The organism is Mycobacterium sp. 852002-53434_SCH5985345 (genome assembly GCF_001667155.1).
Classification (GTDB): Bacteria; Actinomycetota; Actinomycetes; order Mycobacteriales; family Mycobacteriaceae; genus Mycobacterium.
The window spans coordinates 36,853-60,845 of the sequence record NZ_LZIE01000094.1 but is presented as its reverse complement, the minus strand read 5'-3'; the positions used below and the strand labels follow the sequence as shown (position 1 = coordinate 60,845).

General features: G+C 68.1%; 24 protein-coding genes. 8 read left to right on the top strand and 16 right to left on the bottom strand.

The genetic code is table 11. From position 1 onward, the window contains the following. Nucleotides 1-168: 168 nt before the first annotated feature. Together A5756_RS24025 and A5756_RS24020 are read left to right on the top strand one after the other, a co-directional pair. Nucleotides 169-786 (top strand): TetR/AcrR family transcriptional regulator, encoded by a 618-nt coding sequence (locus A5756_RS24025; RefSeq protein WP_066958277.1) that lies wholly within the window; start codon nucleotides 169-171, stop codon nucleotides 784-786. Between the two features lie 79 nt (nucleotides 787-865). Further along, nucleotides 866-1,282 carry a nitroreductase family deazaflavin-dependent oxidoreductase gene (locus tag A5756_RS24020; RefSeq protein WP_082948054.1) on the top strand — a complete coding sequence of 139 codons (417 nt, stop codon included), beginning with the start codon at nucleotides 866-868 and terminating at the stop codon, nucleotides 1,280-1,282. Here A5756_RS24020 and A5756_RS24015 read toward each other — a convergent pair. From A5756_RS24015 to A5756_RS24005, 3 genes are read right to left on the bottom strand one after another with little or no spacing between them, the layout of a single operon-like run. Then, a complete protein-coding gene (locus A5756_RS24015; RefSeq protein WP_066958273.1) occupies nucleotides 1,279-1,635 on the bottom strand; it encodes a DoxX family protein in 357 nt (118 codons plus the stop codon). The genes A5756_RS24020 and A5756_RS24015 overlap by 4 nt on opposite strands. A gap of 9 nt (nucleotides 1,636-1,644) precedes the next feature. Continuing rightward, nucleotides 1,645-2,793: an SPFH domain-containing protein gene (locus A5756_RS24010; RefSeq protein ID WP_066958270.1), complete on the bottom strand. Its 1,149-nt coding sequence runs from the start codon at nucleotides 2,791-2,793 to the stop codon at nucleotides 1,645-1,647. Between the two features lie 49 nt (nucleotides 2,794-2,842). Continuing rightward, on the bottom strand, nucleotides 2,843-3,280 hold the full coding sequence (locus tag A5756_RS24005; RefSeq protein ID WP_066958268.1) for an NfeD family protein: 438 nt from the start codon (nucleotides 3,278-3,280) through the stop codon (nucleotides 2,843-2,845). Nucleotides 3,281-3,337: 57 nt separating this feature from the next. On the opposite strand from A5756_RS24005, the gene A5756_RS24000 reads away from it, so the two are divergent. Beyond that, entirely contained in the window at nucleotides 3,338-4,264 is a 927-nt protein-coding gene (locus A5756_RS24000; RefSeq protein ID WP_066958265.1) for a hypothetical protein, read from the top strand. Nucleotides 4,265-4,353: 89 nt separating this feature from the next. Here A5756_RS24000 and A5756_RS23995 read toward each other — a convergent pair whose 3' ends face one another. The 9 genes from A5756_RS23995 to A5756_RS23955 form a co-directional block, all read right to left on the bottom strand. Next, nucleotides 4,354-5,364, bottom strand: coding sequence for a ferrochelatase (locus A5756_RS23995; RefSeq protein ID WP_066958261.1), 1,011 nt, complete (start codon nucleotides 5,362-5,364; stop codon nucleotides 4,354-4,356). Nucleotides 5,365-5,370: 6 nt separating this feature from the next. Next, entirely contained in the window at nucleotides 5,371-6,180 is an 810-nt protein-coding gene (gene inhA / locus A5756_RS23990; RefSeq protein WP_066958259.1) for an NADH-dependent enoyl-ACP reductase InhA, read from the bottom strand. 34 nt (nucleotides 6,181-6,214) lie between these two features. Continuing rightward, nucleotides 6,215-6,982, bottom strand: coding sequence for a 3-oxoacyl-ACP reductase FabG1 (gene fabG1, locus A5756_RS23985; protein WP_066958257.1), 768 nt, complete (start codon nucleotides 6,980-6,982; stop codon nucleotides 6,215-6,217). 148 nt (nucleotides 6,983-7,130) lie between these two features. Next, entirely contained in the window at nucleotides 7,131-8,138 is a 1,008-nt protein-coding gene (locus A5756_RS23980) for a VWA domain-containing protein (protein ID WP_066958250.1), read from the bottom strand. Beyond that, nucleotides 8,135-9,088, bottom strand: coding sequence for a DUF58 domain-containing protein (locus A5756_RS23975; RefSeq protein WP_066958247.1), 954 nt, complete (start codon nucleotides 9,086-9,088; stop codon nucleotides 8,135-8,137). Before A5756_RS23975 ends, A5756_RS23980 begins: the two co-directional genes overlap by 4 nt. After that, nucleotides 9,085-10,218 carry a MoxR family ATPase gene (locus A5756_RS23970; protein WP_066958245.1) on the bottom strand — a complete coding sequence of 378 codons (1,134 nt, stop codon included), beginning with the start codon at nucleotides 10,216-10,218 and terminating at the stop codon, nucleotides 9,085-9,087. Before A5756_RS23970 ends, A5756_RS23975 begins: the two co-directional genes overlap by 4 nt. A gap of 152 nt (nucleotides 10,219-10,370) precedes the next feature. Then, the gene (gene ripB / locus A5756_RS23965) at nucleotides 10,371-11,108 is read right to left on the bottom strand and encodes an NlpC/P60 family peptidoglycan endopeptidase RipB (protein ID WP_066958243.1); all 738 of its coding nucleotides are present in this window, start codon (nucleotides 11,106-11,108) and stop codon (nucleotides 10,371-10,373) included. A gap of 25 nt (nucleotides 11,109-11,133) precedes the next feature. Continuing rightward, nucleotides 11,134-12,570: an NlpC/P60 family peptidoglycan endopeptidase RipA gene (ripA, locus tag A5756_RS23960; RefSeq protein WP_066958241.1), complete on the bottom strand. Its 1,437-nt coding sequence runs from the start codon at nucleotides 12,568-12,570 to the stop codon at nucleotides 11,134-11,136. Between the two features lie 240 nt (nucleotides 12,571-12,810). Next, a complete protein-coding gene (locus A5756_RS23955) occupies nucleotides 12,811-13,353 on the bottom strand; it encodes a DUF6676 family protein (protein ID WP_066958238.1) in 543 nt (180 codons plus the stop codon). Nucleotides 13,354-13,542: 189 nt separating this feature from the next. Between A5756_RS23955 and A5756_RS23950 the strand changes: the two genes are divergently transcribed. Next, nucleotides 13,543-16,362: an aconitate hydratase gene (locus A5756_RS23950; protein ID WP_197505822.1), complete on the top strand. Its 2,820-nt coding sequence runs from the start codon at nucleotides 13,543-13,545 to the stop codon at nucleotides 16,360-16,362. Nucleotides 16,363-16,371: 9 nt separating this feature from the next. Then, complete coding sequence (locus A5756_RS23945) at nucleotides 16,372-16,953, top strand: TetR/AcrR family transcriptional regulator (protein ID WP_066958233.1); 582 nt, start codon at nucleotides 16,372-16,374, stop codon at nucleotides 16,951-16,953. Between the two features lie 38 nt (nucleotides 16,954-16,991). Here the strand turns inward: A5756_RS23945 and A5756_RS23940 are convergent, their stop codons facing one another. From A5756_RS23940 to trxA, 4 genes are read right to left on the bottom strand one after another with little or no spacing between them, the layout of a single operon-like run. Next, a complete protein-coding gene (locus A5756_RS23940) occupies nucleotides 16,992-17,237 on the bottom strand; it encodes a helix-turn-helix domain-containing protein (protein ID WP_255360758.1) in 246 nt (81 codons plus the stop codon). A gap of 57 nt (nucleotides 17,238-17,294) precedes the next feature. Next, complete coding sequence (locus A5756_RS23935; protein WP_066958226.1) at nucleotides 17,295-18,923, bottom strand: ABC-F family ATP-binding cassette domain-containing protein; 1,629 nt, start codon at nucleotides 18,921-18,923, stop codon at nucleotides 17,295-17,297. Between the two features lie 21 nt (nucleotides 18,924-18,944). Next, nucleotides 18,945-19,754, bottom strand: a complete 810-nt coding sequence (locus A5756_RS23930) for an enoyl-CoA hydratase (RefSeq protein WP_066958222.1) — start codon at nucleotides 19,752-19,754, stop codon at nucleotides 18,945-18,947. A gap of 55 nt (nucleotides 19,755-19,809) precedes the next feature. Beyond that, complete coding sequence (trxA, locus tag A5756_RS23925) at nucleotides 19,810-20,163, bottom strand: thioredoxin (RefSeq protein ID WP_066958286.1); 354 nt, start codon at nucleotides 20,161-20,163, stop codon at nucleotides 19,810-19,812. Nucleotides 20,164-20,430: 267 nt separating this feature from the next. Here trxA and A5756_RS23920 point away from each other — a divergent pair, with 267 nt between their 5' ends. The 3 genes from A5756_RS23920 (at nucleotide 20,431) to A5756_RS23910 (ending at nucleotide 23,974) form a co-directional block, all read left to right on the top strand. Next, nucleotides 20,431-22,257 carry an acyl-CoA dehydrogenase gene (locus tag A5756_RS23920; protein WP_066958219.1) on the top strand — a complete coding sequence of 609 codons (1,827 nt, stop codon included), beginning with the start codon at nucleotides 20,431-20,433 and terminating at the stop codon, nucleotides 22,255-22,257. 84 nt (nucleotides 22,258-22,341) lie between these two features. Then, nucleotides 22,342-23,133, top strand: a complete 792-nt coding sequence (locus tag A5756_RS23915; RefSeq protein ID WP_066958283.1) for a DUF5666 domain-containing protein — start codon at nucleotides 22,342-22,344, stop codon at nucleotides 23,131-23,133. Between the two features lie 103 nt (nucleotides 23,134-23,236). Further along, complete coding sequence (locus A5756_RS23910) at nucleotides 23,237-23,974, top strand: DUF5666 domain-containing protein (protein ID WP_197505821.1); 738 nt, start codon at nucleotides 23,237-23,239, stop codon at nucleotides 23,972-23,974. The last annotated feature ends 19 nt before the right edge of the window (nucleotides 23,975-23,993 follow it).

The window sequence follows — 23,993 nt, the reverse complement described above, 5'->3', positions numbered from 1 at the left end:
CGCCGTCACGATCCACCAAATCGTGACGGCGGCAGTCGTCTCGCCAGTAGCAGCGACGTCCGCGCCGGTCGCCGTCCCCGCGCCACCGCTGCCGCCGGCACCGCACGCCTGAGGTGCGAGGACAGCGGCGAACCGGCCGCGTGTAAACATCTGTTTATAATTGTAAACGTGCATTCACCACCGCCGGATGACCGGACGGCCAGAGCACGGATCCGGGACGAAGCGCTGCGATTGATCGCCGAGCGTGGCCCCGACGCGGTCACCCTGCGCGACATCGCGACCGCTGCGGGCGTCTCACCGGCCCTGCTCATCAGGCATTATGGCTCGAAAGACGGGCTGATCGAGGCCGTCGACAGCCACGTGGTCACGACCTTCGAAGCATTGCTGACCAGCATGACCGAGCGGACCGCCGTGGTTGGACTGGAGCCCGCCGCAGTGCCGAGCCTGCTCGACGGCCTGGCCACCTACCTGCCGCCGGATTCGGCGATCCCGGCGTACCTGAGCCGGCTGCTGATCACCGGAGGCCGGGCGGGCTCGGCATTGTTCGACCGGCTCTTCCGGCTCAGCCAAGCCACTCTGGACGCGATGGTTGCGGCCGGAACCGCCAGCCCCGGCGCGGACGCCGCGGTGCGCGCGGCGTTTCTACTTGTCAATGACCTCGCGGTGCTGACGCTGCGCCCCCGCCTGACCGAAGCGCTCGGCGTCGATCCGCTCTCGGATGCGGGCATGCGGCGGTGGGCCGGTGAGGTGTTTGCGATCTATCGCGACGGACTTAGCAACGGCTGAACGAGATACGGAGGTAATGGTGTCCAGCACAACCCTTTTCGTCAGCGCCGGCGCACGCGTGCTGCGGTCGCGTCGACTGATGCGCGCACCCATCTGGCTGTATAAGGCCCGCGCCGGCGCGCTGTTCGGCTCACGCCTGCTGATGCTCGAGCACGTTGGCCGCAAATCCGGCGCGGCGCGCTATGTGGTGCTGGAGGTGGTCGGTCACTCCTCGCCGGACACCTACGTCGTCGCCTCCGGCTTCGGCCGAAAGGCGCAGTGGTTCCGCAACATCCACGCCAACCCGCGGGTGCGTGTCTACGCGGGCAGCCACGCTCCCCGGCGCGCCACCGCGCGCATCCTCGGCCAAGAGGAGGCCGACCGCGCACTGGCCGCCTATGTCAGCCGTCATCGCACGGCCTGGGAACAGATGAGGCCGGTGCTGGAGGAAACGCTCGGGGTTCCGATCACCGAAACCGACACACCGCTGCCGCTGGTCGAGTTGCGCCTGGACTAGTTGCGGTCCGGTCCCTTCGCCGTCATCACGGCGAACGTAGCGAGGAACACCGCGGCCGGGAGCGCGTTGACGACCTTGTCGCGTACGCGGATGTGCGCGCCGAGCGCCAAGACGAAATAGACCGTCAGCATCAACGTCGTCACCCGCGCCAGGACCGGGAACCGGGTGACCGACAGCAAGCCCACGGCGGCCGCCCCCTTCACCGCCGGCAGCACCGGCCGAACGTTCTCCGGCAACCCGACGTCATCGAGAACCTTCCTGATCGGGGCGACCTGGACGCCGCATAGCACCGCGTCCACGGCGTGGAAGGCGCCGAGCGCCACGTAGGTCTTTGGCGAAGTGAAAAGGCTCATCCGGCAATCCTATTGGGCCAACTGCGGCGGCGTCCCCGGCGGCGTGCCGTCCACCGGCTGGCGGGCGCTCGCTTCGGCCTTGGCCACCGCCTGGGCGATCGCGGGGTCGGTCTCGGTGGAGAACCAGTCGGCGATGTCCGCATCGTCCGATGCGGCGGCGTGCTGAGGTGTGTCGTCGACCGGGGAGGGCTCGAACCGGAACACTCCGTCCTGGCCCGGGGTGCCCAGCATTCTGGTGAATCCCTGTAACGCCGCGTTGAAGTCGCTCGGCACCACCCACACCTTGTTGGCGTCACCGCGCGCCATTTCCGGCAGGGTCTGCAGGTACTGGTAGGCCAGCATCTCCGGGGTGGGCCTGCCGGCCTTGATCGCGGCGAACGTCTTCTCGATGGCCTTGGCCTGCCCCTGTGCCCGCAGGTAGGCCGCGGCGCGCTCACCCTGCGCGCGCAGCATGCGGGACTGCCGGTCGGCCTCGGCCGCCAGGATCGCGGCCTGCTTGGCGCCCTCGGCGGCCAGGATCTGCGCCTGCTTGGCGCCTTCGGCCTGGGTGATCGCGGCCTGCCGGTTACCTTCGGCGGTCAGGATCATCGCTCGCTTCTCGCGGTCGGCCTTCATCTGCTTTTCCATCGACGCCTGGATGGACGGCGGCGGGTCGATGCTGCGCAGCTCGACCCGGGCGACCCGCAAGCCCCAGCGACCGGTCGCCTCGTCGAGCACCCCGCGCAATTGACCGTTGATCTGGTCGCGTGACGTCAGCGTCTGCTCGAGCGTCATGCCGCCCACCACGTTGCGCAGCGTGGTGGTGGTGAGCTGCTCCACGCCGACGATGTAGTTGCTGATCTCGTAGACGGCCGCCTGCGGCACGGTGACCTGAAAGTAGACCACGGTGTCGATGTTCAGCGTCAGGTTGTCCTCGGTGATCACCGGCTGCGGCGGAAACGACACCACCCGCTCGCGCAGGTCCACCCGCGCACGGACCCGGTCGATGAACGGCACCAACAACGTCAGCTGGCCGCTGACCGTCCGGCTATATCGACCCAGCCGCTCGATCACCGCGGCCTCCGCCTGCGGTATCAGGGCCACCGACTTGGCGACCACCACAATGGCGAATATCACCAAGACGACCAGCAACACCAAACCAGCAACCGCACCTTGCACGGGAGTTCCTTTCTCTACCAGGGTCTCTGGAGGCGTCCTCGCGCAGCCGTTATGGACCGCTCTTGAAGACCACCGCCGTGGCGCCGTCGATCTGCAAGACGGTCACCGACTCCCCCGGTTCGTAAACATCCCCATCGTTGAGCGGACGCGCCGTCCACACCTCCCCGTCGAGCTTCACCTGGCCCCCGTCGCGGGCGATTCGCTCGAGCACCAATGCGTTCTTGCCCTCCAGCGCCTCGATACCCATCTGCGGCACATGCGCGGGCGTCAGTTGCCGCCGCAGCGCCGGGCGGACCAGCACCAGGAGCAGCACGGAAACGACGAGGAACACGATCCCGTCCGCCCAGCCGGGCCAATCCGTCAGCCAGCTTGTGATTGCCGCGGCCAGGGCACCGCCGCCGAGCATCACCAAAAACATATGGCCGGTGAGCGCCTCCGCACCGGCAAGCACCAGCGCGAATATTAGCCAAAGCACCGCGGCGTGCATGCGGCCAGAATACGCGTGATCCGCCTTTGCCGGGCAAAACAACTACACTGCGGAATCGTGTGGTGTCCCAGTGTCTCGCTGTCCCTGTGGGCCAACGCCTGGCTCGCAGGCAAGGCCGCGCCCGACGACGTCTTGGACGCGTTATCGGCATGGGCGCCAAAGCAATCGGTCACCGCGTATGATGCGGTCGCCGCCGGCCACACCGGGCTGCCGTGGCCCGATGTGCACGACGCCGGAACGGTGACGCTGCTGCAGACGCTGCGCGCCGCGGTCGGCCGGTCGGCGCCCACCCCGGATGGCCCGGGCCGGCTGCGCGGGACGATCAATATGCTTTTGCCCGTGCCCGGCGACGTGCGCGGGCTTGCCCCCGGGACGCAGTTCGAGCGTGATGCCCTGTCCGCGGGCGAGGCGATCATCATCGCCAACCCCCACGATCCCGCCACCGCCGTGGGGCTGGTCCCCGAGTTCTCCTACGACGACGAGCCGGAGGACTTCGCCGACCTGTGCGCGCTGTCCTGGACGGTGTACTCGCTGCCGGGCGCGCCGGTCCTCGACCATTACGAGCTCGGCGATGCCGAATACGAGCTGCGCTCGGCAGTCCGGTCGGCCGCCGCCGCGCTCGGCGCCATCGGGCTGGGAGCGGCGGCGGCCGACGTCGACGATCCGCGGGGACTCGTCGAGCAACTGCTGGAATCCGCACGGCAGCACCGGGTTCCCGAACATGCGCCGACCCGGGCGCTGCGGGTGCTGGAGAATGCCGCGCACGTCGACGCCATCGTCGCGGTCAGCGCCGGACTCAGTCGGTCACCCGACTCGCCGGAGCGGTTCACCGCTCCCGTCGTCGCCGGCCCGGAGCCGTTTGGCGCCCAATCGTCTTCGGAGGCCCGCATCGCCAGCGACGCGCTGCGGCCGCTGACCGCGGTGGTGCGTTCGGCGCGGATGGCCGCCGTCACCGCGATCCTGCACTCGGCGTGGGCCGACTAGCCCTGCTTCCGAGGCGACCCGCTTCGCCCGGCTATGCCCCCTTATGGCGGCAACCCACTTCGCCCGCTCTGCCGCGCTCGCGATCGCCGCTAGCCCGCTTCCGAGGCGACGCAGTGCGGCGGACGGCACGGCGCGCCGTCGACGCTGGCCAAACAACCGGGCACCGGGTCGGGGCCGGCCACCCGGGCCGGCCGTCGGCCGGTGCGCAGCTCATCGATGAGATCGGCGGCCAGCCGGGCGAATCGGCGATCGGCGTTGGGTGTGGCGGCCCGGGCGAACGCCAGCCCCGCCGCCTCGGCCTGGGCTCGCAACTCTTCGTCAAGGTCCCAGACCACCTCGATGTGGTCCGCGACAAACCCGATCGGGCAGACGATGACGGCCTCGGTGCCCGCCGCGGCCAGCGCGGAGAGATGGTCCTCGACACTGGGTTCCAGCCACGGCACCTGCGGCGGGCCCGAGCGCGACTGCCAGGCCAGATCGAAATCGGAGTATCCCGCCGCGGCCGCGACAAGCCTTGTGGCATAGGCGACTTGACGGCTGTACAGGCTCGGGCCCAGGCGCCGGTCGGCGGCCACCGGAACCGAGTGGGCGGTGAACACCAGCCTCGCGCCATCGGGCACGCTCTGCGCCGCCGCCTCGACGGCGCCGGCGAACATCTCGACGAAGAGCGGGTGGTCGAAATAGGGCCGAAGCTTGACCAGCTCGGGCGCGTCGGGTCCGGCCGCGCCCCGCGCCCGGGCGATGTCTTCGGTGTACTGCGTGCAGCTCGAGTAGCCGCTCCACGCCGACGTGGTGAACACCGCGGCACGCCGGACGCCGTTGTCACGCATGCTCTTTACGGTGTCCTCGACATAGGGATCCCAGTTGCGGTTGCCGAAGTAGACCGGCAGGTCCTGCTCCGCCTGGAGCTCGGTGATCAGGGCGCGGTTGATCCCGTTGATCGGTGACACGCCACCGAAATGCAGGTAGTGCTGTGCGACGTCGTCCAGGCGTTCGGGGGGCACGTTGCGCCCGCGGGTGACGTTCTCCAGGAACGGCCGCACCTGCTCGGGTCCCTCCGGGCCGCCGAAGGACAGCAGCAGGATAGCGTCGAATTCCATTGGAACCTAGAGCAATTGGGTGCTGGCGCCGCCGTCGGCGAAGATGATGGTGCCGGTGGTGGCCGGTAGCCAGTCGGAGAGCAGGGCGCACACCGTCTTGGCGACCGGCGTCGGGTCCTTCATGTTCCAGCCGATCGGTGCGCGCTGGTCCCAGCCCTCCTCCAGCAGCTGCATCTGGGCGCCGGCCTCCTCGCCGAGCGCGCCGCCGACGATCGCGCTCATCGCCAGCGTCCGGATGGGGCCCGCCGCAACGAGATTAGAGCGCACCCCGAACTTGCCCGCCTCGCGGGCAACGAACCGATTGACCGATTCCAGCGCGCTCTTGGCCACCGTCATCCAGTTGTAGGCCGGCATGGCCCGGCTGGGGTCGAAGTCCATGCCGACGATGGACCCGCCGGGGTTCATGATCGGCAGCAGCGCCTTGGCAAGCGACGCATACGAATACGCGGAGATGTGGATGCCCTTGGAGACATCCTCGTAGGGCGCGTCGAAGAACGGGTTGATGCCCATCCCGGTCTGCGGCATGAAGCCGATCGAGTGCACCACCCCGTCCAGCTTGTTGCCCTCACCGATCTCGGCGGTGACCCGCTCGGCGAGGCTGTTGAGGTGCTCCTCGTTCTGCACGTCGAGCTCGATCAGGGGGGCCTTCTCCGGCAGCCGGTCGGCGATGCGCTGGATCAGGCGCAACCGGTCGAACCCGGTCAGCACCAACTGCGCCCCCGCTTCTTGGGCCGCCTTGGCGATGTGAAACGCGATCGACGAGTCGGTGATGATCCCGGAGACCAGAATCCGTTTGCCGTCGAGCAGTCCTGCCATGTCAGTCCTTAATATCCTTGTGTCGTGGGTGAATTCAGTGGCCCATGCCCATGCCGCCGTCGACCGGGATCACCGCGCCGGCGATATAGCCCGCATCTTCGGACGCCAGGAAGCTGACCGCCCCGGCGACGTCCTCGGCGGTGCCGACCCGCTTGGCCGGGATGAATTCCAGTGCGCCCGCCTGGATCCGCTCGTCCAGCGCGCGGGTCATCTCGGTGTCGATGTAGCCGGGGGCGACCACGTTGGCGGTCACCCCGGCCTTGGACAGCTCGCGGGAGATCGAGCGTGCCATGCCGATCAGGCCGGCCTTGGCGGCGGCGTAGTTGGCCTGGTTGCCGATGCCCCACATGCCGGAGACCGATCCGATGAAGATGATGCGGCCGAACCGCTTGCGTTGCATGCTGCGCGATGCCCGCTGTGCCACGCGGAACGCCCCGGTGAGGTTGGCGTTGATGACCTCCGCGAAACGCTCCTCGGTCATCCGGATGAGGAAGGCGTCCTTCGAGATCCCGGCGTTGGACACCAGCACCTCGACCGGACCCTGGTGCTCCTCGACCTCCTTGAACGCGCGGTCGACCGCATCGTTGTCGGTGACGTCACATACGACGCCGAACAGCCCCTCGGGCGCCCCGGATCCGCGGTGCGTGACGGCAACCTTGTGGCCGTCGGCCGCCAGCCGCCGCGCGATCGCCAGACCGATTCCCCGGTTTCCGCCCGTCACCAGGACGGAACGGGATACGAATGCGGGTTTGCCGCCGTCGGCGGCACTTTCGGTGGTGTTCTCGGTGGCCGTGTCAGTCACCCCGTCAACCTAGCGCCTGGGTCCCGCGTGGTTGAAATGTCCCCCTGGGATGTCGCCCCGGTCACGCTGGCGTGACACTCGACTGCCACAGCCACGCTGGCGTGACGCTCGGGAGCAAAAGGGGAGCAAAAAGGGGCAAAGGCGGCAGCTACGTCGGCAGGCGGCGGTTGATGAGCAGCGCCGCCAGCGCCGCCAACGCCAACACCAGCGCACCCAACCGCACCCAGCCGACGCTGGCGTCGCCCTTGATCGTCTCGTAGCCGATCTGCTGCTGCAGCGTCGCGTACACGTTTTTCAGCTCGGCCAAGCTGCCGGCGCTGTACCAGCTCCCGCCGGAGAGCTCGGCGACCTTCTTCATGGTGGAATCGTCGACGGGCACCGGCTGGCGCTGGTCGTTGATCTCGACGAAGCCATACGGGGTGCCGAACGAAATCGTCGAGATGGGCACGCCCTGGTCTTTGGCGGTGCGCGCGGCGGTGAACGCGCCCTTCGGGTTGTCCGGGTTGGTCGGCATCGTCTCCTTGCCGTCGGAGAACAACACGATGCGCGCCGGCGGCGGCTTGTCGCCGCCCCCGATCACCGCGCCAACGGTCGCAATGGCCTGCAACGCGGTGAAGATGCCCTCGCCGGTGGCGGTGCGGTCGGCGAACTGCAGCTTGTCCAGCCCGTTCTTGGTCGCCTCCCGGTTGGTCGTGGGTTGCACCAGCACGGTGGCGGTCCCCGCATACTCGATCAGCCCGAGGTTGATGCCCGGGGTCAGCTCGTCGGCAAACTGCTTGGCCGCTTCCTGTGCGGCCGCCATCCGGTTGGGCTGCACGTCGGTGGCCCGCATGGACTGCGACACGTCGATCACCAGCATCACCACCGCGCGGTTGCGCGGAATGCGGACATCGTGTGTCGGCCCGGCCATCGCGATGGTGAACAGCACCAGCGACGCCACCAGCAGGATGGCCGGCACGTGCCGCCATCGCGAAGGCCGTTTGGGCGCAACGCTTTCCAACAGCTCCATGTTGGCGAATCGCAGCATCCGCCGCTGTCGCGCCAGCTGCATGAGCACGTACATCGCGGCGAGCCCGGCGACGACGAGTAGGAACAGGAAGAACCACGAGTGTTCGAAGCCCGACAACGACATCGGGCCGAGGAGCGGCAATGTCACTGCCGCCCCGCCAATGCACCGCGCCGGCGGGACTCGACGAAACGGACGATGTCGGCGATCCAATCGCGGTCGGTGCGCAGCGTCAGCACCGGGGCCCCGCAGCTGCGGATGGTGCGCGCCACCTCGGCGCGGTGCGCCGCGGCCGCCTTGGCGAAGTCGTCACGCAGCTGCGCGTCAATGGTGAATTCGCGGGTCACGCCGGATTCGGCGTCCTGCAGCACGACGTCGCCGATGTCGGGCAGTTCGACGTCGCGGGGGTCGAGCACCTCAATGGCAAGCACCTCGTGCCGGGCCGCGATCGCGCGCAGCGGGCGCATCCAGTTGATCGGCCCCAGGAAGTCGCTGATGATCACCGGCATGCCGCGTCGGCGTTCCGGGCGGCGCAACGCGTCGATGGCCATCGCCAGGTCCCCGCGCACCCCGACCGGCGCCCTGGGTGTGGTGGCGATGGTGCGCAGCAGCGTCTGCTCGTGCTGGCGCCCGGAGCGCGCCGGAACCCTGACCATCGTCTCGCCGTTTGCGATCAGCGCGCCCAGCCGGTTGCCGCCGCCGCTGTTGAGGAAAGTGATCGCGGCCGCGGCCGCCACCGCCAGGTCCCGCTTCTCGCACCCGACGGTGCCGAAGTCCAGGCTGGCCGACATGTCGACCACCATCCAGGTCTCCAGCTCGCGGTCGGCGATCATCTGCCGGACGTGGGGGTGCATGGTGCGCGCGGTCACGGCCCAGTCCATCCGCCGGACGTCGTCGCCGGGCTGGTACTCGCGTGACTCCCCCGGCTCCGAGCCCGGCCCGGGGATCAGGCCGAGGTGGTCGCCGTGCAGGACGCCGTCGAGCTTGCGCTTGACCGTCAGCTCGAGCTGCCGCAGCGCCGCCGCCAGCTTCGGGTCCACGATCTGCCCGCGCTGCATCGATGGCGGATGAGGCACCGCCGGCTGCTTGGGGTCGGTCACCGACCGCTAGCCGCGCCGGCGGCCTGCATCACCGGGGCCACCGACTGCCCTTGCTGCGGAACGGCGTTCACCTGAGGCAGGGCGACCGTCTGCAGGATCCGGTTGATGACGATCTCCGGCGAGATCTCGTCGGCGAGCGCGTCATAGGTGAGCACCAAGCGGTGCCGCAGCACGTCGGGAATCACGTCGACGACGTCTTGCGGGATCACGTAGTCGCGGCCGCGCACCAGCGCGAGCGACCGGGACGCGGCGATGATGCCCAGCGAGGCACGCGGGGACGCACCGAACGAGATCCACGTCTTGACGTCGTTCATCCCGAGTTGCTCGGGATAACGGGTGGCCATGACGACGCGCACCACGTAGTCGACCAGCGCGTGGTGCACGAAGCCGTTGGCCGCGATGTCCTGCAGCCGCAACAGGTCGCCGGTGTTCAGGATCTGCTTGGGCTCCGGCGGCCGCACGCCCATGCGGTAGATGATCTCCCGCTCCTCTTCCGGGGACGGGTAGCCGACGTTGATCTTGAACAGGAAGCGGTCCCGCTGGGCCTCGGGGAGCGGGTACACGCCCTCGTGCTCGATCGGGTTCTGGGTGGCCATCACCAGGAACGGGTTGGGCAGCGGGAACCTCTTGCCACCGATGGACACTTGGCGTTCCTGCATGACCTCCAGCAGCGCCGACTGCACCTTGGCCGGCGCGCGGTTGATCTCGTCGGCGAGCAGGAAGTTCACCACCACCGGGCCGAGCTCGGTGTCGAACTCTTCCTTGCCCTGCCGGTAGATGCGGGTACCGATGATGTCGGTGGGCACCAGGTCGGGCGTGAACTGGATGCGGGCGAACGTGCCGCCCACGACCTTGGCGAAGGTCTCGACGGCCAGCGTCTTGGCCACGCCGGGGACACCCTCGAGCAACACGTGGCCCTTGGAGAGCAGACCGACCAGCATGCGCTCGACGAGCTGGTCCTGCCCGACGATGATCCGCTTGACCTCGAAGATGGCGCGCTCCAGGGTGTGGACCTCGGCGGCCAGGCCGTTACCGCCGCCGGACGGCGCTTCCTGGGCCGGCGAGCCGGAAGGACCACCCGGGCCCGAGTAACCGCTGGCGCCCGGAGGCGGCCCACCTGCTGCTGTCATCAATAACCCTCCACAGCTCAATCGGACACGACTGCTTGCACCACGACTGTCGTGGGGCCGCGACGTGCCCGCGTCCAACTATTCCAGGCCCGCCGGATTCCGTCGACGCTGGTGGTTCGCCCCCGGGATCCCGCCGGGCGAACACACCTGGATCAGTACTCGATGATCCTAGTCAGGAACGGCGTCATGCCGGGCTTGCGCACCGGGCTGACGGTCACCTTGCCGGCGAGGCTGGACGCCTCCAGCATCTGGCCGTTGCCCAGATACATGGTGACGTGCTGGCCGCCGTTCGGCCCGTAGAAGATGAGGTCACCGCGCCTGGCCTGGTCCTGTGGGATGTGCCGGCCCGCGTTGTACTGGTCGCCCGAGAACCGCGGGATCAGCACGCCGACCCCGGCGAAGCCGTAGCGCATCAGGCCCGAGCAGTCGAAGCCGTTGATGTCGGCGCCGTCGCCGACGCCCTTGCTGGGACCGTCCAGCGAGCCACCACCCCACGAGTACGGGACGCCCATCTGCGATCCCATCCGCTTGATCACGTACTCGATGGCCTGCCGACCGTAGACCCGCGGGATCTTGCCGCCGGGGTTGGTGGGGCTGGCCGCGGTGGGAGCGGGATCGCCCAGGATGTTGATTCCGAGGCCGCCAAGGAACTGCCTGCCCAGGTCCATCGTCGTTTGGGTGGCCTGCGCGGTGGCCTGCAGCGAGGCGTTGGCGACGGCAAGCGGATCACCCGGGGCGCCGGCGCTGATGGTCGCCGGCAGGGTGGGATCCCACCCGCCGGGGTCGGCGGTGGCGGGGGCGGCCCCGGAAATGGCCGAAGACAACATCAGCCCGGTCACCACGGTGGTGATCCAGGCGAAGTTGATCAGACGAATCCGCTTGCGGCGCATGACTCCCCGTTCAGTTCTCATTCGTTCACCACTCGATGTAGCGGACCACGTAGGGCGTCATACCGCTGGTGCGCACCGGCGCGACGCGGACTTTCAGACCGATGTCCGGAGCCTCGAGCATTTGGCCGTCGCCGAGGTAGATCGTCACGTGCTGGCTGCCGCCGGGGCCGTAGAAGATGACGTCGCCGCGGCGCATCTGCGAGGACGGAATCTTGCGGCCCAGGTTGTACTGCGAGCCCGAGTAGTGCGGCAGCTTGATGCCCACCCCGGCGAACGAGTACAGGACCAGCCCCGAACAGTCGAAGCCGGTGATGCCGGCGCCGGAGTCGATGCCCTTGCTCGGCCCCGCCGCGTTGCCGCCGCCCCAGGAGTACGGGACGCCGATCTGCGACATCCCGCGCCGGATCACGTATTCGCTGGCCTGCCGGCCGTAGACCCGCGGGATCCGCCCGGCCGTCGCACCGGGGGACGCGTTGGTGATGCCGGTGTCGTCGGGCTTGAGGATGCCCATCTGCTGCAGGAAGTTGCGGCCCAGCCCGGCGGTGACCTGCGTGGAGGTCGCCGAGATGCCCAGCACCTGGTTGATGACCGCGATCGGGTCGCCGGGCACGTTGGCGCTGGGGATCATCGGCAGGGTCGGGTCCCACCCACCGTCCCAGCGGCGAGCCCCGGCCTGCGGCGCCGGCGCGCCCGGCGAGCCGGTCTCCCACCGGTCGCCCGACGCTGGAGCCGCGGGGCCGCCCGGGCCGGAAGCCCACTGCCGTTTGGCCGCTTCCAGTTTGGCCTGAGCCTCGTCGCGTTCGGCGGCCAGGCGAGCGATTTGGTCGCGCTGTTCGTCGAACTTGCGCTTGGAGTCGGTCAGCGCCGCCACCGCGGCGTCCTGGCTGCCCTTGGCGTCGGCCGCGGCCTTGTCGGCCTTCTGCTTGGCCAGCCGCGCCCCCGACTCCTTGTTCACCTGTTCGGTCCGCGCCCGCTGCAGCTTGGCTATCACCGTTTGGGAACTCGAAGACAGCGTCTGGGCGGCGGCCTCGGTGGCGATGATGTCGTCGGGGCTGCTGGCTGTCAGGTATCCGCTCGACGGGCCATTCATATAGGTGGCCGCCGCGAACGTGTCGAACCGCTGCTGCGCCGCGGCGATCGCGGCGTTGGCGTCTTTGACCGACTGCTGGCTGGTCTCGAGGTCGTGTTGGGCGGCGGCGGCGTTGTCCCGGGCGGTCTCGACGTCGACCAGGGCCTTGTTGACGCTCTCCTGTTCCGTCTGAATTTCGGCGCTCAGGTTTTCCAGGCGCTGGTTGGCCTTGGCGACGTTGGCGATCAGCCCGGCCAGGCTGTCGGCGGCGGGATCACCGTGCGCCAGCCCGGGCGTGCAGAGCAGCAGGGCCACGCTCACCACCGACGGCACGACCGGCCGCACCAGCCTTGCGACCGGCTGCGCAGTAGAGCCCCGGCGTGTGCGTCTCATTCGACTCAGGTCTCCTACGGCTCAACGCGACGGGCGGCGCCGGCCACAGAGTTCGTTAAGGGCGCCAAAGACAACACCAGCATCATTTGCACCGTACGTCACACCTTTGGGCGCGCAAACGCTCCACGGAAATCGCACTCTCTACGTGCGTTTAATGTGACCGAACGGTTATCTACCGGGTTTGCCGGGACGACGTCCCAGGGCCCGACCGACGGAGCCGGCCGGGGCGGATGCGGGTGGCTAGGCCGTGTTGGTGGGCGTCACTTCCTGCGCTCCCCCCGAATCCGCCGGCGTTGCTGAGCGCCTGCCGCGCACCTGCAGGATTCGGGTCCCGACGGCCGCCGCGAGCACGGCCAGCAACAGGAAGATGGTCAGGACCGTCCAGGGAAATTCCGGGGCGCTCAGCTCGTTGACGAAGTGTTGCGCCGAGACCACCGGGTTACCGGTCTTGGCGATGTCCTCGCCCGCCTCCAGCGTGACCCGCGGGAACTGAGTGCTGTAGCTGCCGACGTAGCTCGGGCTCAGCGTCAGGACGGTGGAGTCGTGGTAGTCGGCGCCGACCACCGTGGAGATGTCCCGCAGGGGGGTGTCGTTCGGAGGGTTGTGGTCGAGCAGCACGATCTTGAGGTTGATGCCCTTGGCATGGGCCTCGTCGACGATGTGCAGCAGGCCCGGCATGTCCGCCGCCGGCGCGCTGACGCCGGTCGCGGCGACCTGGGCCTTGACCGCGGTCATGTCGACGTCTTGCGGGATGTAGACGGGTAGGACCGGATGCAAGGTCATGATGTCCCTCCTGCCGTAGCGCTACAGGCACCGTACGCGACTTCATTTCGGGGGGTTTAAACCGTCGACTTACGCGATAAGACTGGACCTACGGGCGCCCCGTCGTAATGCAGGACAAGCGTACTGTTAAAGTAGCACCGCGCCGCCGACACGGCCCGTCGGCGGAAGAACTTAATCCCGGGAGTTGAAGTGACTAAAGAAGATTCTGTGAACTCATACGGAGCACGCGACACCCTGAAGGTCGGCGACAAGAGTTATCAGATCTATCGCCTCGACGCCGTCCCCAACACTGAAAAACTCCCCTACAGCCTCAAAGTCCTCGCCGAGAACCTGCTGCGCAACGAGGACGGCGCCAACATCACCAAGGACCACATCGAGGCCATCGCGAACTGGGATCCCAAGGCGGAGCCCAGCATTGAGATCCAGTACACCCCCGCTCGCGTCGTGATGCAGGACTTCACCGGGGTGCCGTGCATCGTCGACTTGGCCACCATGCGCGAGGCAATCGGCGACCTCGGCGGCAAGGCGGAGAAGGTGAACCCGCTGGCGCCGGCCGACCTGGTGATCGACCACTCGGTGATCGCCGACCTGTTCGGCACCGCCGACGCCTTCGAACGCAACGTCGAAATCGAGTACCAGCGCAACGGGGAGCGCTATCAGTTCTTGCGTTGGGGCCAAGGCGCTTTCCGCGACTTCAAGGTGGTGCCGCCGGGCACCGGCATCGTCCACCAGGTGAACATCGAGTACCTCGCCAGCGTGGTGATGGACCGTGACGGGGTGGCCTACCCGGACACCTGCGTGGGCACCGACTCGCACACCACGATGGTCAACGGCCTGGGTGTGCTGGGCTGGGGCGTCGGCGGCATCGAGGCCGAGGCCGCGATGCTCGGTCAGCCGGTGTCGATGCTGATCCCGCGGGTCGTCGGGTTCAAGCTGACCGGTGAGATCCAGGCGGGCGTCACCGCCACCGACGTCGTGCTCACCGTCACCGAGATGCTGCGCAAGCACGGCGTGGTCGGCAAGTTCGTCGAGTTCTACGGCGAGGGCGTGGCCGAGGTGCCACTGGCCAACCGCGCCACCCTGGGCAACATGAGCCCCGAATTCGGTTCCACCGCAGCGATTTTCCCGATCGACGAGGAGACCATCTCCTACCTGCGGTTCACCGGCCGCTCCGAAGAGCAGCTGGCGCTGGTCGAGGCGTACGCCAAAGAGCAGGGCATGTGGCACGACCCCGAGCACGAGCCGGCCTTCTCCGAATACCTCGAACTCGACCTGTCCGACGTGGTGCCGTCGATCGCCGGGCCGAAGCGCCCGCAGGACCGAATCCCATTGTCGGAGGCCAAGTCCACCTTCCGTGGTCAGATCGGCGACTACGTCGGCGACGACCCCGACAAGAAGGAGTACTCCAAGCTCGACGAGTCGGTCGACGAGTCCTTCCCGGCCAGCGACCCCGGGGCGCTGGAGAACGGCCACGCCGACGACGCCCCGAAGTTCGAATCGGCTGCGGCACATGCCAAGGGCCGGGTGAGCAACCCGGTGCGGGTGCGCTCCGAGGACCGCGGCGAGTTCGAGCTCGACCACGGGGCGGTGGTGATCGCGGCGATCACGTCGTGCACCAACACCTCCAACCCCGAGGTGATGCTGGGCGCGGCGCTGCTGGCCCGCAACGCCGTCGAGAAGGGGTTGGCGTCCAAGCCGTGGGTGAAGACCACGATGGCGCCGGGTTCGCAGGTGGTCCACGACTACTACGACAAGGCCGGCCTGTGGCCGTATTTGGAGAAGCTCGGCTTCTACCTCGTCGGCTACGGCTGCACCACGTGCATCGGTAACTCCGGCCCGCTGCCCGAGGAGATTTCCAAGGCGATCAACGACAACGACCTGTCGGTGTCGGCGGTGCTGTCCGGTAACCGCAACTTCGAGGGCCGGATCAACCCCGACGTGAAGATGAACTACCTGGCGTCCCCGCCGCTGGTGGTGGCCTACGCGTTGGCCGGGACCATGGACTTCGACTTCGATAAGCAGCCGCTGGGCACCGACAAGGACGGCAACGACGTCTTCCTCAAAGACATCTGGCCGTCGCAGAAGGACGTGTCGGACACCATCGCCTCGGCGATCAGCCAGGAGATGTTCACCAAGAACTACGCCGACGTGTTCAAGGGCGACGAGCGCTGGCGCAACCTGCCCACTCCGAGCGGCAATACCTTTGAGTGGAACCAGGATTCGACCTACGTGCGCAAGCCCCCGTACTTCGAGGGGATGTCGGCGGAGCCCGAGCCAGTCAGCGACATCACCGGCGCGCGGGTGCTGGCGCTGCTGGGTGACTCGGTGACCACCGACCACATCTCCCCCGCCGGTGCCATCAAGCCGGGGACGCCCGCGGCGCAGTACCTTGACGAGCACGGCGTCGATCGCAAGGACTACAACTCCTTCGGCTCCCGGCGCGGCAACCACGAGGTGATGATCCGCGGCACCTTCGCCAACATCCGGCTCCGCAACCAACTGCTCGACGACGTTTCCGGCGGCTACACCCGCGACTTCACCCAGGACGGCGCCCCGCAGGCGTTCATCTACGACGCCGCGCAAAACTATGCGGCGCAGGACATTCCGCTGGTGGTGCTGGGCGGTAAGGAATATGGGTCCGGCTCCTCACGCGACTGGGCGGCCAAGGGCACGCTGCTGCTGGGCGTGCGGGCGGTGATCGCCGAGTCGTTCGAGCGCATCCACCGCTCCAACCTGATCGGCATGGGCGTGATCCCGCTGCAGTTCCCGGAGGGCAAGTCCGCCAAGGAATTGGGGCTGGACGGCACCGAGGTGTTCGACATCACCGGCATCGAGGCGCTCAACGACGGCAAGACGCCAAAGACGGTGCGCGTCAAGGCCACCAAGGATGGCGGCGACCCGGTCGAGTTCGACGCGGTGGTGCGCATCGACACCCCCGGGGAAGCCGACTACTACCGCAACGGCGGCATCCTGCAGTACGTGCTGCGCAACATGCTTAAGTCCGGCTAGTCCCTAGTCGTGCCCAAGGTAAGCGAGGGCCATCTGGCGGCGCGCCGCCGCCAGATCCTCGACGGAGCTCGCCACTGCTTCGCCGAATACGGCTACGACAAGGCCACGGTTCGGCGGCTGGAACAAGCGATCGGGATGTCGCGCGGTGCGATCTTCCACCACTTCCGCGACAAGGACGCGCTGTTCTTCGCGCTGGCGCACGAGGATGCCGAGCGGATGGCCGACGTGGCGTCGCGCGCGGGCCTCATCCAGGTGATGCGCGACATGCTCGCCGCGCCGGACCAGTTCGACTGGCTGGCGACCAGGTTGGAGATCGCACGCAAGCTGCGCAACGACCCGGAGTTCAGCCGCGGTTGGGCGGAGCGGTCCGCGGAATTGGCGGCGGCGACGACCGATCGGTTGCGCCGGCAGAAGGAGGCGCACCGGGTCCGCGACGACGTTCCCGGCGACGTTTTGCAGTGCTACCTGGAGTTGGTGCTCGACGGCCTGGTGGCCCGGCTGGCGTCAGGCGAAGATCCGCGCCGGTTGTCCGCCGTGCTCGACCTGGTGGAGAATTCGGTACGCCGCAAGGACTCTGGGCCGCAGGCATAGCGTCACTGCGAACAAGGGGACGTGATTTCGCAGTGACGCTATACCCGCGCAGATCGCGAGGTGTGGTTGGGCCCACCACGACCGCGCATCGTTGCGCCGGCCTGCAGCAACATGCTGTGGACCGATCCGTACGACCTGCCGGTGGACGCGGCCAGCGTGCGGATGCTGGCCCCGCCCTCGTAGGCGTTGCGCAGCTCGAACAGCAACTGTTCCCGGGTCTGCTTCGACCTTTGCGGTGTCCTTTTCATGGATGCCCTCCGCGCCCGAACACGATCGACAAGCACCCAGAGTAAGAACCCGCCGTCGGCCGCGGGCGGAATTGGCCGAAAAGCACCCAGAAGTCAGGCGAGCTCGATCAGGTCCCGGTATTCGTCGGACCAGAAATCCTCGGTGCCGTCGGGCAGCAGCACAACGCGCTGCGGGTCGAGGGCTTCGGCGGCACCCGGGTCGTGCGTCACCAGCACCACCGCACCCTGGTAGCTGCGCAGCGCGTCCAGCACCTGTTCGCGGGAGGCGGGATCGAGGTTGTTCGTCGGCTCGTCGAGCAGCAGGACGTTCGCCGTGGACGCCACCAGGCCCGCGAGCGCGAGCCGGGTTTTCTCACCGCCCGACAGGGTGCCCGCCGGCTGGTCGAGTTGGGGCCCGCTGAACATGAACGCGCCGAGCAGGCCGCGCAGATCCTGCTCACCCGAATCCGGTGCGGCGTGTCGGATGTTCTCCCAGACGCTCGCGTCGTTGTCGAGTGTGTCGTGCTCCTGCGCGAAATAGCCCATGCGCAAACCGTGTCCGGGCTCAAGCCCGCCGGTGTCGGGCTCCTCGGTGCCCGCCAGCAGACGCAGCAGCGTGGTCTTGCCGGCGCCGTTCAGCCCCAGCACCACCACCCGCGAGCCGCGGTCGATGGCAAGATCGACACCGCTGAACACCTCCAGCGACCCGTATGACTTGCTCAGCCCCTTGGCGACCAGCGGCGTGCGCCCGCACGGGGCCGGGGTGGGGAACTTGATCCGGGCCACCTTGTCGGCGACCCGCTCCTCGTCGAGAGCGGCCATCATCCGGTCGGCGCGACGCAACATATTCTGTGCCGCAACGGCTTTGGTGGCCTTGGCGCCCAGCTTGGCGGCCTGCGTGCGCAACGCGGCGGCCTTGCGTTCGGCGTTGGCGCGTTCACGACGGCGCCGCTGTTCGTCGGTGGCCCGGGCGTCCAGGTACTTCTGCCAGCCCATGTTGTAGACGTCGACCTCGCCGCGGACGGCGTCCAGGAACCACACCCGGTTCACCACATCGGCGAGCAGCTCAACGTTGTGGCTGATGATGACCAGACCGCCGGTATGCGACCGCAGGAAATCGCGCAGCCAACCCACCGAATCCGCGTCCAGGTGGTTGGTCGGCTCGTCGAGCAGCAGGGTGGTCGACGAGCCCGCCCCGGTGTCGGACGCGGCGAACAGGATGCGCGCCAGCTCCACCCGGCGGCGCTGCCCGCCGGACAGCGTGCGCAGCTTCTGCGTCAGCACCCGATCCGGCAGGCCGAGGCTGGCGCAGATGCGGCTGGCCTCGCTCTCGGCGCCGTAGCCGCCCAACGCGACGAACCGCTCCTCCAGCTGCCCGTAGCGGCGGATGGCGCGGTCGCGGGCGTCGTCGTCGGCCACCTCGGCCATCAACGCCTGCTGCTTTTCCAGATCGGTGAGCAGAACGTCCAAGCCGCGGGCCGACAGGACGCGGTCGCGAGCCAGCACCTCGAGGTCGCCTTCTTTGGGATCCTGTGGCAGATAACCGATTTCGCCGGCGCGCACAACGGATCCGGCGTACGGCTCGGTCTCCCCCGCCAGGATGCGCAAAGTCGTCGTCTTGCCCGCGCCGTTGCGGCCGACCAGCCCGATGCGGTCGCCGGGCTGAACGCGCAGATCCGGGCCGTCGGGTGAGAGCAGGATGCGCGCACCAGCGCGGACCTCGAGGTCCGTGGCCGTGATCACATCTTCTCCCTTTTGCTACGGCTACTTGTCGTCGGTGAATACCGGCGGGCGTCGCTCCGCGCGCGCGGCAACCGCTTCTTCGAAGTTGGCGGTGAGCAGACGAACGAACAGCTGACCCAAGCCTTCGGCTTGCATGTGCCCTTCCAGGCTACCGGCGTCCAGTCCACTCCACAGTGTGCGCTTGGTCAACTCGATTCCCGGCCTCGAGAACGCCGCTATCCGCGCGGCGATGGCGTAGCAGGTGTCCAGCAGCTGCTCGTCGGGCACCTGGCACGACACCAGCCCGATGCGCTCGGCCTCCTCGGCGGTGACGTCGCGGCCGGTCAGCATGATGTCGAACGCCCGCGACGAGCCGATGGCCCGGGGCAGCAGGTAGCTCAGCCCCAGTTCGCTGGCGGTCAGGCCGTTGTTGATGCCGGCGGCGCGAAAGTACGCGCTCGTGGCGGCGACCCGGATGTCGGCGGCCAGCGCCAAACACAGGCCGCCGCCGATGGCCGGGCCGTTGACCGCGGCGATCACCGGTTGATGCAGGCGGCGCAGCCCCAGGATGACCTCGTCGAGGATCTCCATGGAACGCAGCGCGTAGGTCGGGCGGGTCAGCCCCTCGACGTGGGGCACAGAGCCCGCGGACTTGTGGTCGGCGCCCGAGGAGAAGCCCCGGCCCGCCCCGGTCAGCACGACCACGCGCACCGAATTGTCGTACCTGACCTTCTCCAAGGCCTCTTTGAGCGGCACCATGACGTCGAAAGCCATGGAGTTCATCCGCTCGGGCCGATTGAGGGTTATCAGCGCGACGCCGGGCCGCGGGTGCTCTACCAGTACCAGACTCACCCAAGCAACCTAGCGCGTAGCCGGGCACCGCCCTGCGCGCGCCGCGGTGTCGGGACTATTCGGCTTGACCGGCCTGGGCCGCGTCGACGTCGAACGCCTTGATTTGCTGCACCAAGTCTTCGAGAGCCGCCGGCGGCAGCGCCCCGGCCTGGTTGAACAGCAGTTTGCCCTTTTTGAAGGCCATCAGCGTGGGGATGGAACGGATCTGGGCGGCCGCGGCCAGCTGCTGCTCGGCCTCGGTGTCGACCTTGGCGTGCACGATGTCGGGGTGCTTCTCCGCGGACGCCTGGAAGGTGGGCCCGAACTGGCGGCACGGCCCGCACCAGGACGCCCAGAAATCGACGAGCACGATGTCGTTGCCCTCGATGGTTTCGTTGAACTTCTCAGCGGTGAGATCGAGTGTTGTCACATTTGCCATAACGCCCGAACGCGGCTTGATGTTCCCCGGTTGCCAGGCCGCCGATACCCCACCACGCCGGACCTGCCGGGCCATCCGGACCCCCTTCCCGGGTTTGCCTGCCGCGCAATGGATGCGGGCTCGCGCGCGGTTCGCCGCGTCGACATCGACGCGTAATCGGGCCGCGGCCCGCCGTAGGTTACGGTTGCGTACGTTTTCCCACGTCGGACACACTGATGCGGACGATTCGCCGCCTCAGGGACCAGTGAGGAAATCGCGTTGGGCCATTACATCGCTAACGTCCGTGATCTCGAGTTCAACCTGTTCGAAGTGCTCGGTCTGGGCGCTGTGCTGGGCGCCGGAAGCTATAGCGACCTCGACGTCGAAACGGCGCGAACCATCCTGGCCGAAGCCGCTCGCCTGGCGGAGGGCCCGGTGGCCGAATCCTTCGCGTTCGCCGACCGCAACCCGCCGGTCTTCGACCCCGCCGAGCACACGATCAGCGTGCCGGACGAGTTGGTCAAGACCGTGCAGGTGATCAAGGAGGCCGGCTGGTGGCGGCTGATGCTCGACGAGGAGATCGGCGGCATGGCCGCGCCCCCACCGCTGGCGTGGGCGGTCAACGAAATGATCATCTGCGCCAATCCTTCCGCCAACTTCTTCTGCCTCGGCCCGTTGATGGCCCAGGCCCTGTACGTCGAGGGCAACGAGGAGCAGCGGCGCTGGGCGGCGGAGGGCGTGGAGCGCGGCTGGGCGGCCACCATGGTGCTCACCGAGCCAGACGCGGGCTCCGACGTCGGCGCCGGTCGGGCCAAGGCCATCGCGCAGCCCGACGGCACCTGGCACATCGAGGGCGTCAAGCGGTTCATCTCCGGCGGGGACGTTGGCGCCACCGCCGACAACGTCTTTCATCTCGTGCTGGCCCGGCCCGAGGGCGCCGGCCCGGGCACCAAAGGGCTGAGTCTGTTCTACGTCCCGCAATTCCTGTTCGACCCGGAAACGTTCGAACTCGGCGCGCGCAACGGGGTCTTCGCCACCGGCCTGGAACACAAAATGGGGATCAAGTCCTCGCCGACATGCGAATTAACCTTCGGCGCAACGGATTTGCCCGCCGTCGGTTACCTGGTCGGCGACGTGCACAACGGGATCGCGCAGATGTTCACCGTGATCGAGCACGCGCGCATGACGATCGGCGTGAAGGCCGCCGGCACCCTGTCCACGGGCTATCTGAACGCGCTGGCCTTCGCCAAAGAGCGGGTGCAGGGCGCGGACCTGACGCAGATGGCCGACAAGACCGCGCCGCGGGTCACCATCATCCACCACCCCGACGTGCGCCGCAGCCTGATGACGCAGAAGGCCTACGCCGAGGGTTTACGGGCGCTGTACCTCTACGCCGCCGCGCACCAGGATGACGCTGTGGCGCAACATGTTTCGGGGGCGGACCACGGGATGGCGCACCGCGTCGACGACTTGCTGCTGCCGATCGTGAAGGGCGTCAGCTCCGAACGGGCCTACGAAATCCTCACCGAGTCGCTGCAGACGCTGGGCGGTTCGGGCTTCCTGCAGGACTATCCCCTCGAGCAGTACATCCGGGACTCCAAGATCGATTCCCTCTACGAGGGCACCACCGCCATCCAGGCGCTGGACTTCTTCTTCCGCAAGATCGTTCGCGACCGCGGTGAGGCTCTGCAGTTCGTGACGGCTCAGATCAGCGAGACCATCGATGCCTGCGACGAGGCCCTCGAGCCGCAGGCCCAACTGCTGCAGACCGCGCTCGACGAGGTCATGGCGATGACGGGCGCGTTGACCGGTTACCTGATGTCCGCCGCCCAGCACCCAGGCGAGATCTACAAGGTGGGGCTCGGATCGGTGCGTTACCTGCTCGCGGTGGGGGAGCTCCTGATCGGCTGGCGATTGCTGGTGCAGGCGGGCGTCGCGCACGCGGCGCTGGCCGACGGGGCCGCGACCGACGCCGCCTTCTATCGGGGCAAGGTGGCGACCGCGGCGTTCTTCGCCAAGAACATGCTTCCGAAGCTCACATCCCTGCGCAAGGTCATCGAGTCCATCGACGGCGAGATCATGCGCGTTCCGGAACAGGCATTCTGACCACCGGCATTACACACAGGTTAGCTACAGCTTCGACGGGTAATACCCATTCCGTTGGGTCCAACCATGATTGGAGAAACGTTGATGTCTGCCAGCTGTCCAACGCCCCGGCGCACCCGGTTCGCAGTCCTCGCGGTCACCGGGGTCGCCGCGCTGTCCGTCGCCGCATGCAGTTCGTCGAACAAAGCAACGCCGACGACGTCGACCTCGACGTCCACCTCGGTGGTGACCTCGACGACCACGTCGCCGGCCCCGGCCAGCGGCGAAGCCCGGGTCAGCGGCATGATCGCGTCCGTCGCGGGCAATTCCATCCAGGTCACCAAGGAAGACAAATCGACCGCCGCGGTCAACTTCACCTCGACCACCAAGATCACCGAGACCATCCCCGCCGCACTGACCGACGTCACCTCCGGCAGCTGCGTCACCGTGCGGCCGACTCAGCCGCCCCAGGGCGGGCAACCCGTCACCGCGGCGTCCGTGAAGGTCAGCCCTTCCGTGAACGGCGCCTGCCCGGCCAAGCCGGCGGGGCAGGGTTCGGGACCGAGTTCCACCACCCCGGCGCCCCCAGGCTCGCCCGCGCCGGCCCCGAAGCCGGCCCCGGTCCGCGGGTCGGTGGCGTCGGTGTCGGGTAACACCATCAACGTCACCGGCACCGACCCCAGCGGCAACACCACGCAGACCGCGGTGACGGTCGATGACAAGACCAAGTACAGCAAGCAGGCCTCCGCCACCACCGACGCGATTGCGCAGGGTAAGTGCCTCTGGGCGCGCGGAACGATGGACAACGGGGGCGCGCTGCAGGCGACCAGCATCAACGTGCGGCAGGCCACCGACGGCAAATGCGGCAAGCCCAAGCAGCCCGGCCAGGGTGGCTGATCGCGGCTGAGATTACCGTCACTCCAGGCGAGCGCGGCTGTGATAACCGCGCTCGCCTGGGTACTCGCTGGCGAGGGTAACCCGCGCGATCGGAGAAGTGACGATGCCTGCCACCCCGGTGAAACCCCGGCTCGCCCGGCTCGCGCTCGTCGCCGTCATCGCGGTGATCCTGCTGTGCGTCGCCATGTGCCGTTCGAACGACACGAAAACCAGCAGCCCCGCCAACCCGTCGGTGCCGGCGGCCGCCCCGCCCAGCGCGGCGCCGAGCGCGGCCCCGCCCCCGGCACCCCCGCCCGTGCCCAAGGACTATGTGGAAGGGCTGATCGAGTCGGTATCGGGCGGCACGATTGCGCTCAGGACACGAACCGGAAGCGCGACGGTGGATTTCGCGCCGTCGACGCGGGTCGTGCAGGTCGCCCCGGCCAAGCTGACCGACGTCACCCCCGGCAGTTGCGTCAACGTGCGGGCCACCCCCCAGAGCGCGCCGACCGGTGGCGCGATCACCGCGCAGGCGGTGACCATCGCCTCCGCCGTCGACGGCAAGTGCCCGCCGCCGGCGGGCTTCTACGGCACGGTCACGTCGGTCGCGGGTGACACGATCGCGGTCAACGGTATCGGTGCGCAGCCGAAACCGACCACCGTGACGGTCGTCAACTCGACCTCATACCAGCTGCAGACGCCGTCGGACGCCCAGACGATCGCGAACGGTAAGTGCATGGGGGCTCAGGGAATTCAGGACGCCGGCGTGCTGCACGCGATGACCATCAGCCTGCAGACTTGCCCGCCGATGGGGCACCCGCACCATCACCTGCACCTGCCGCATCTGCCCTTCCACCTCTAGCGGCGAGGACGTGGGTTCG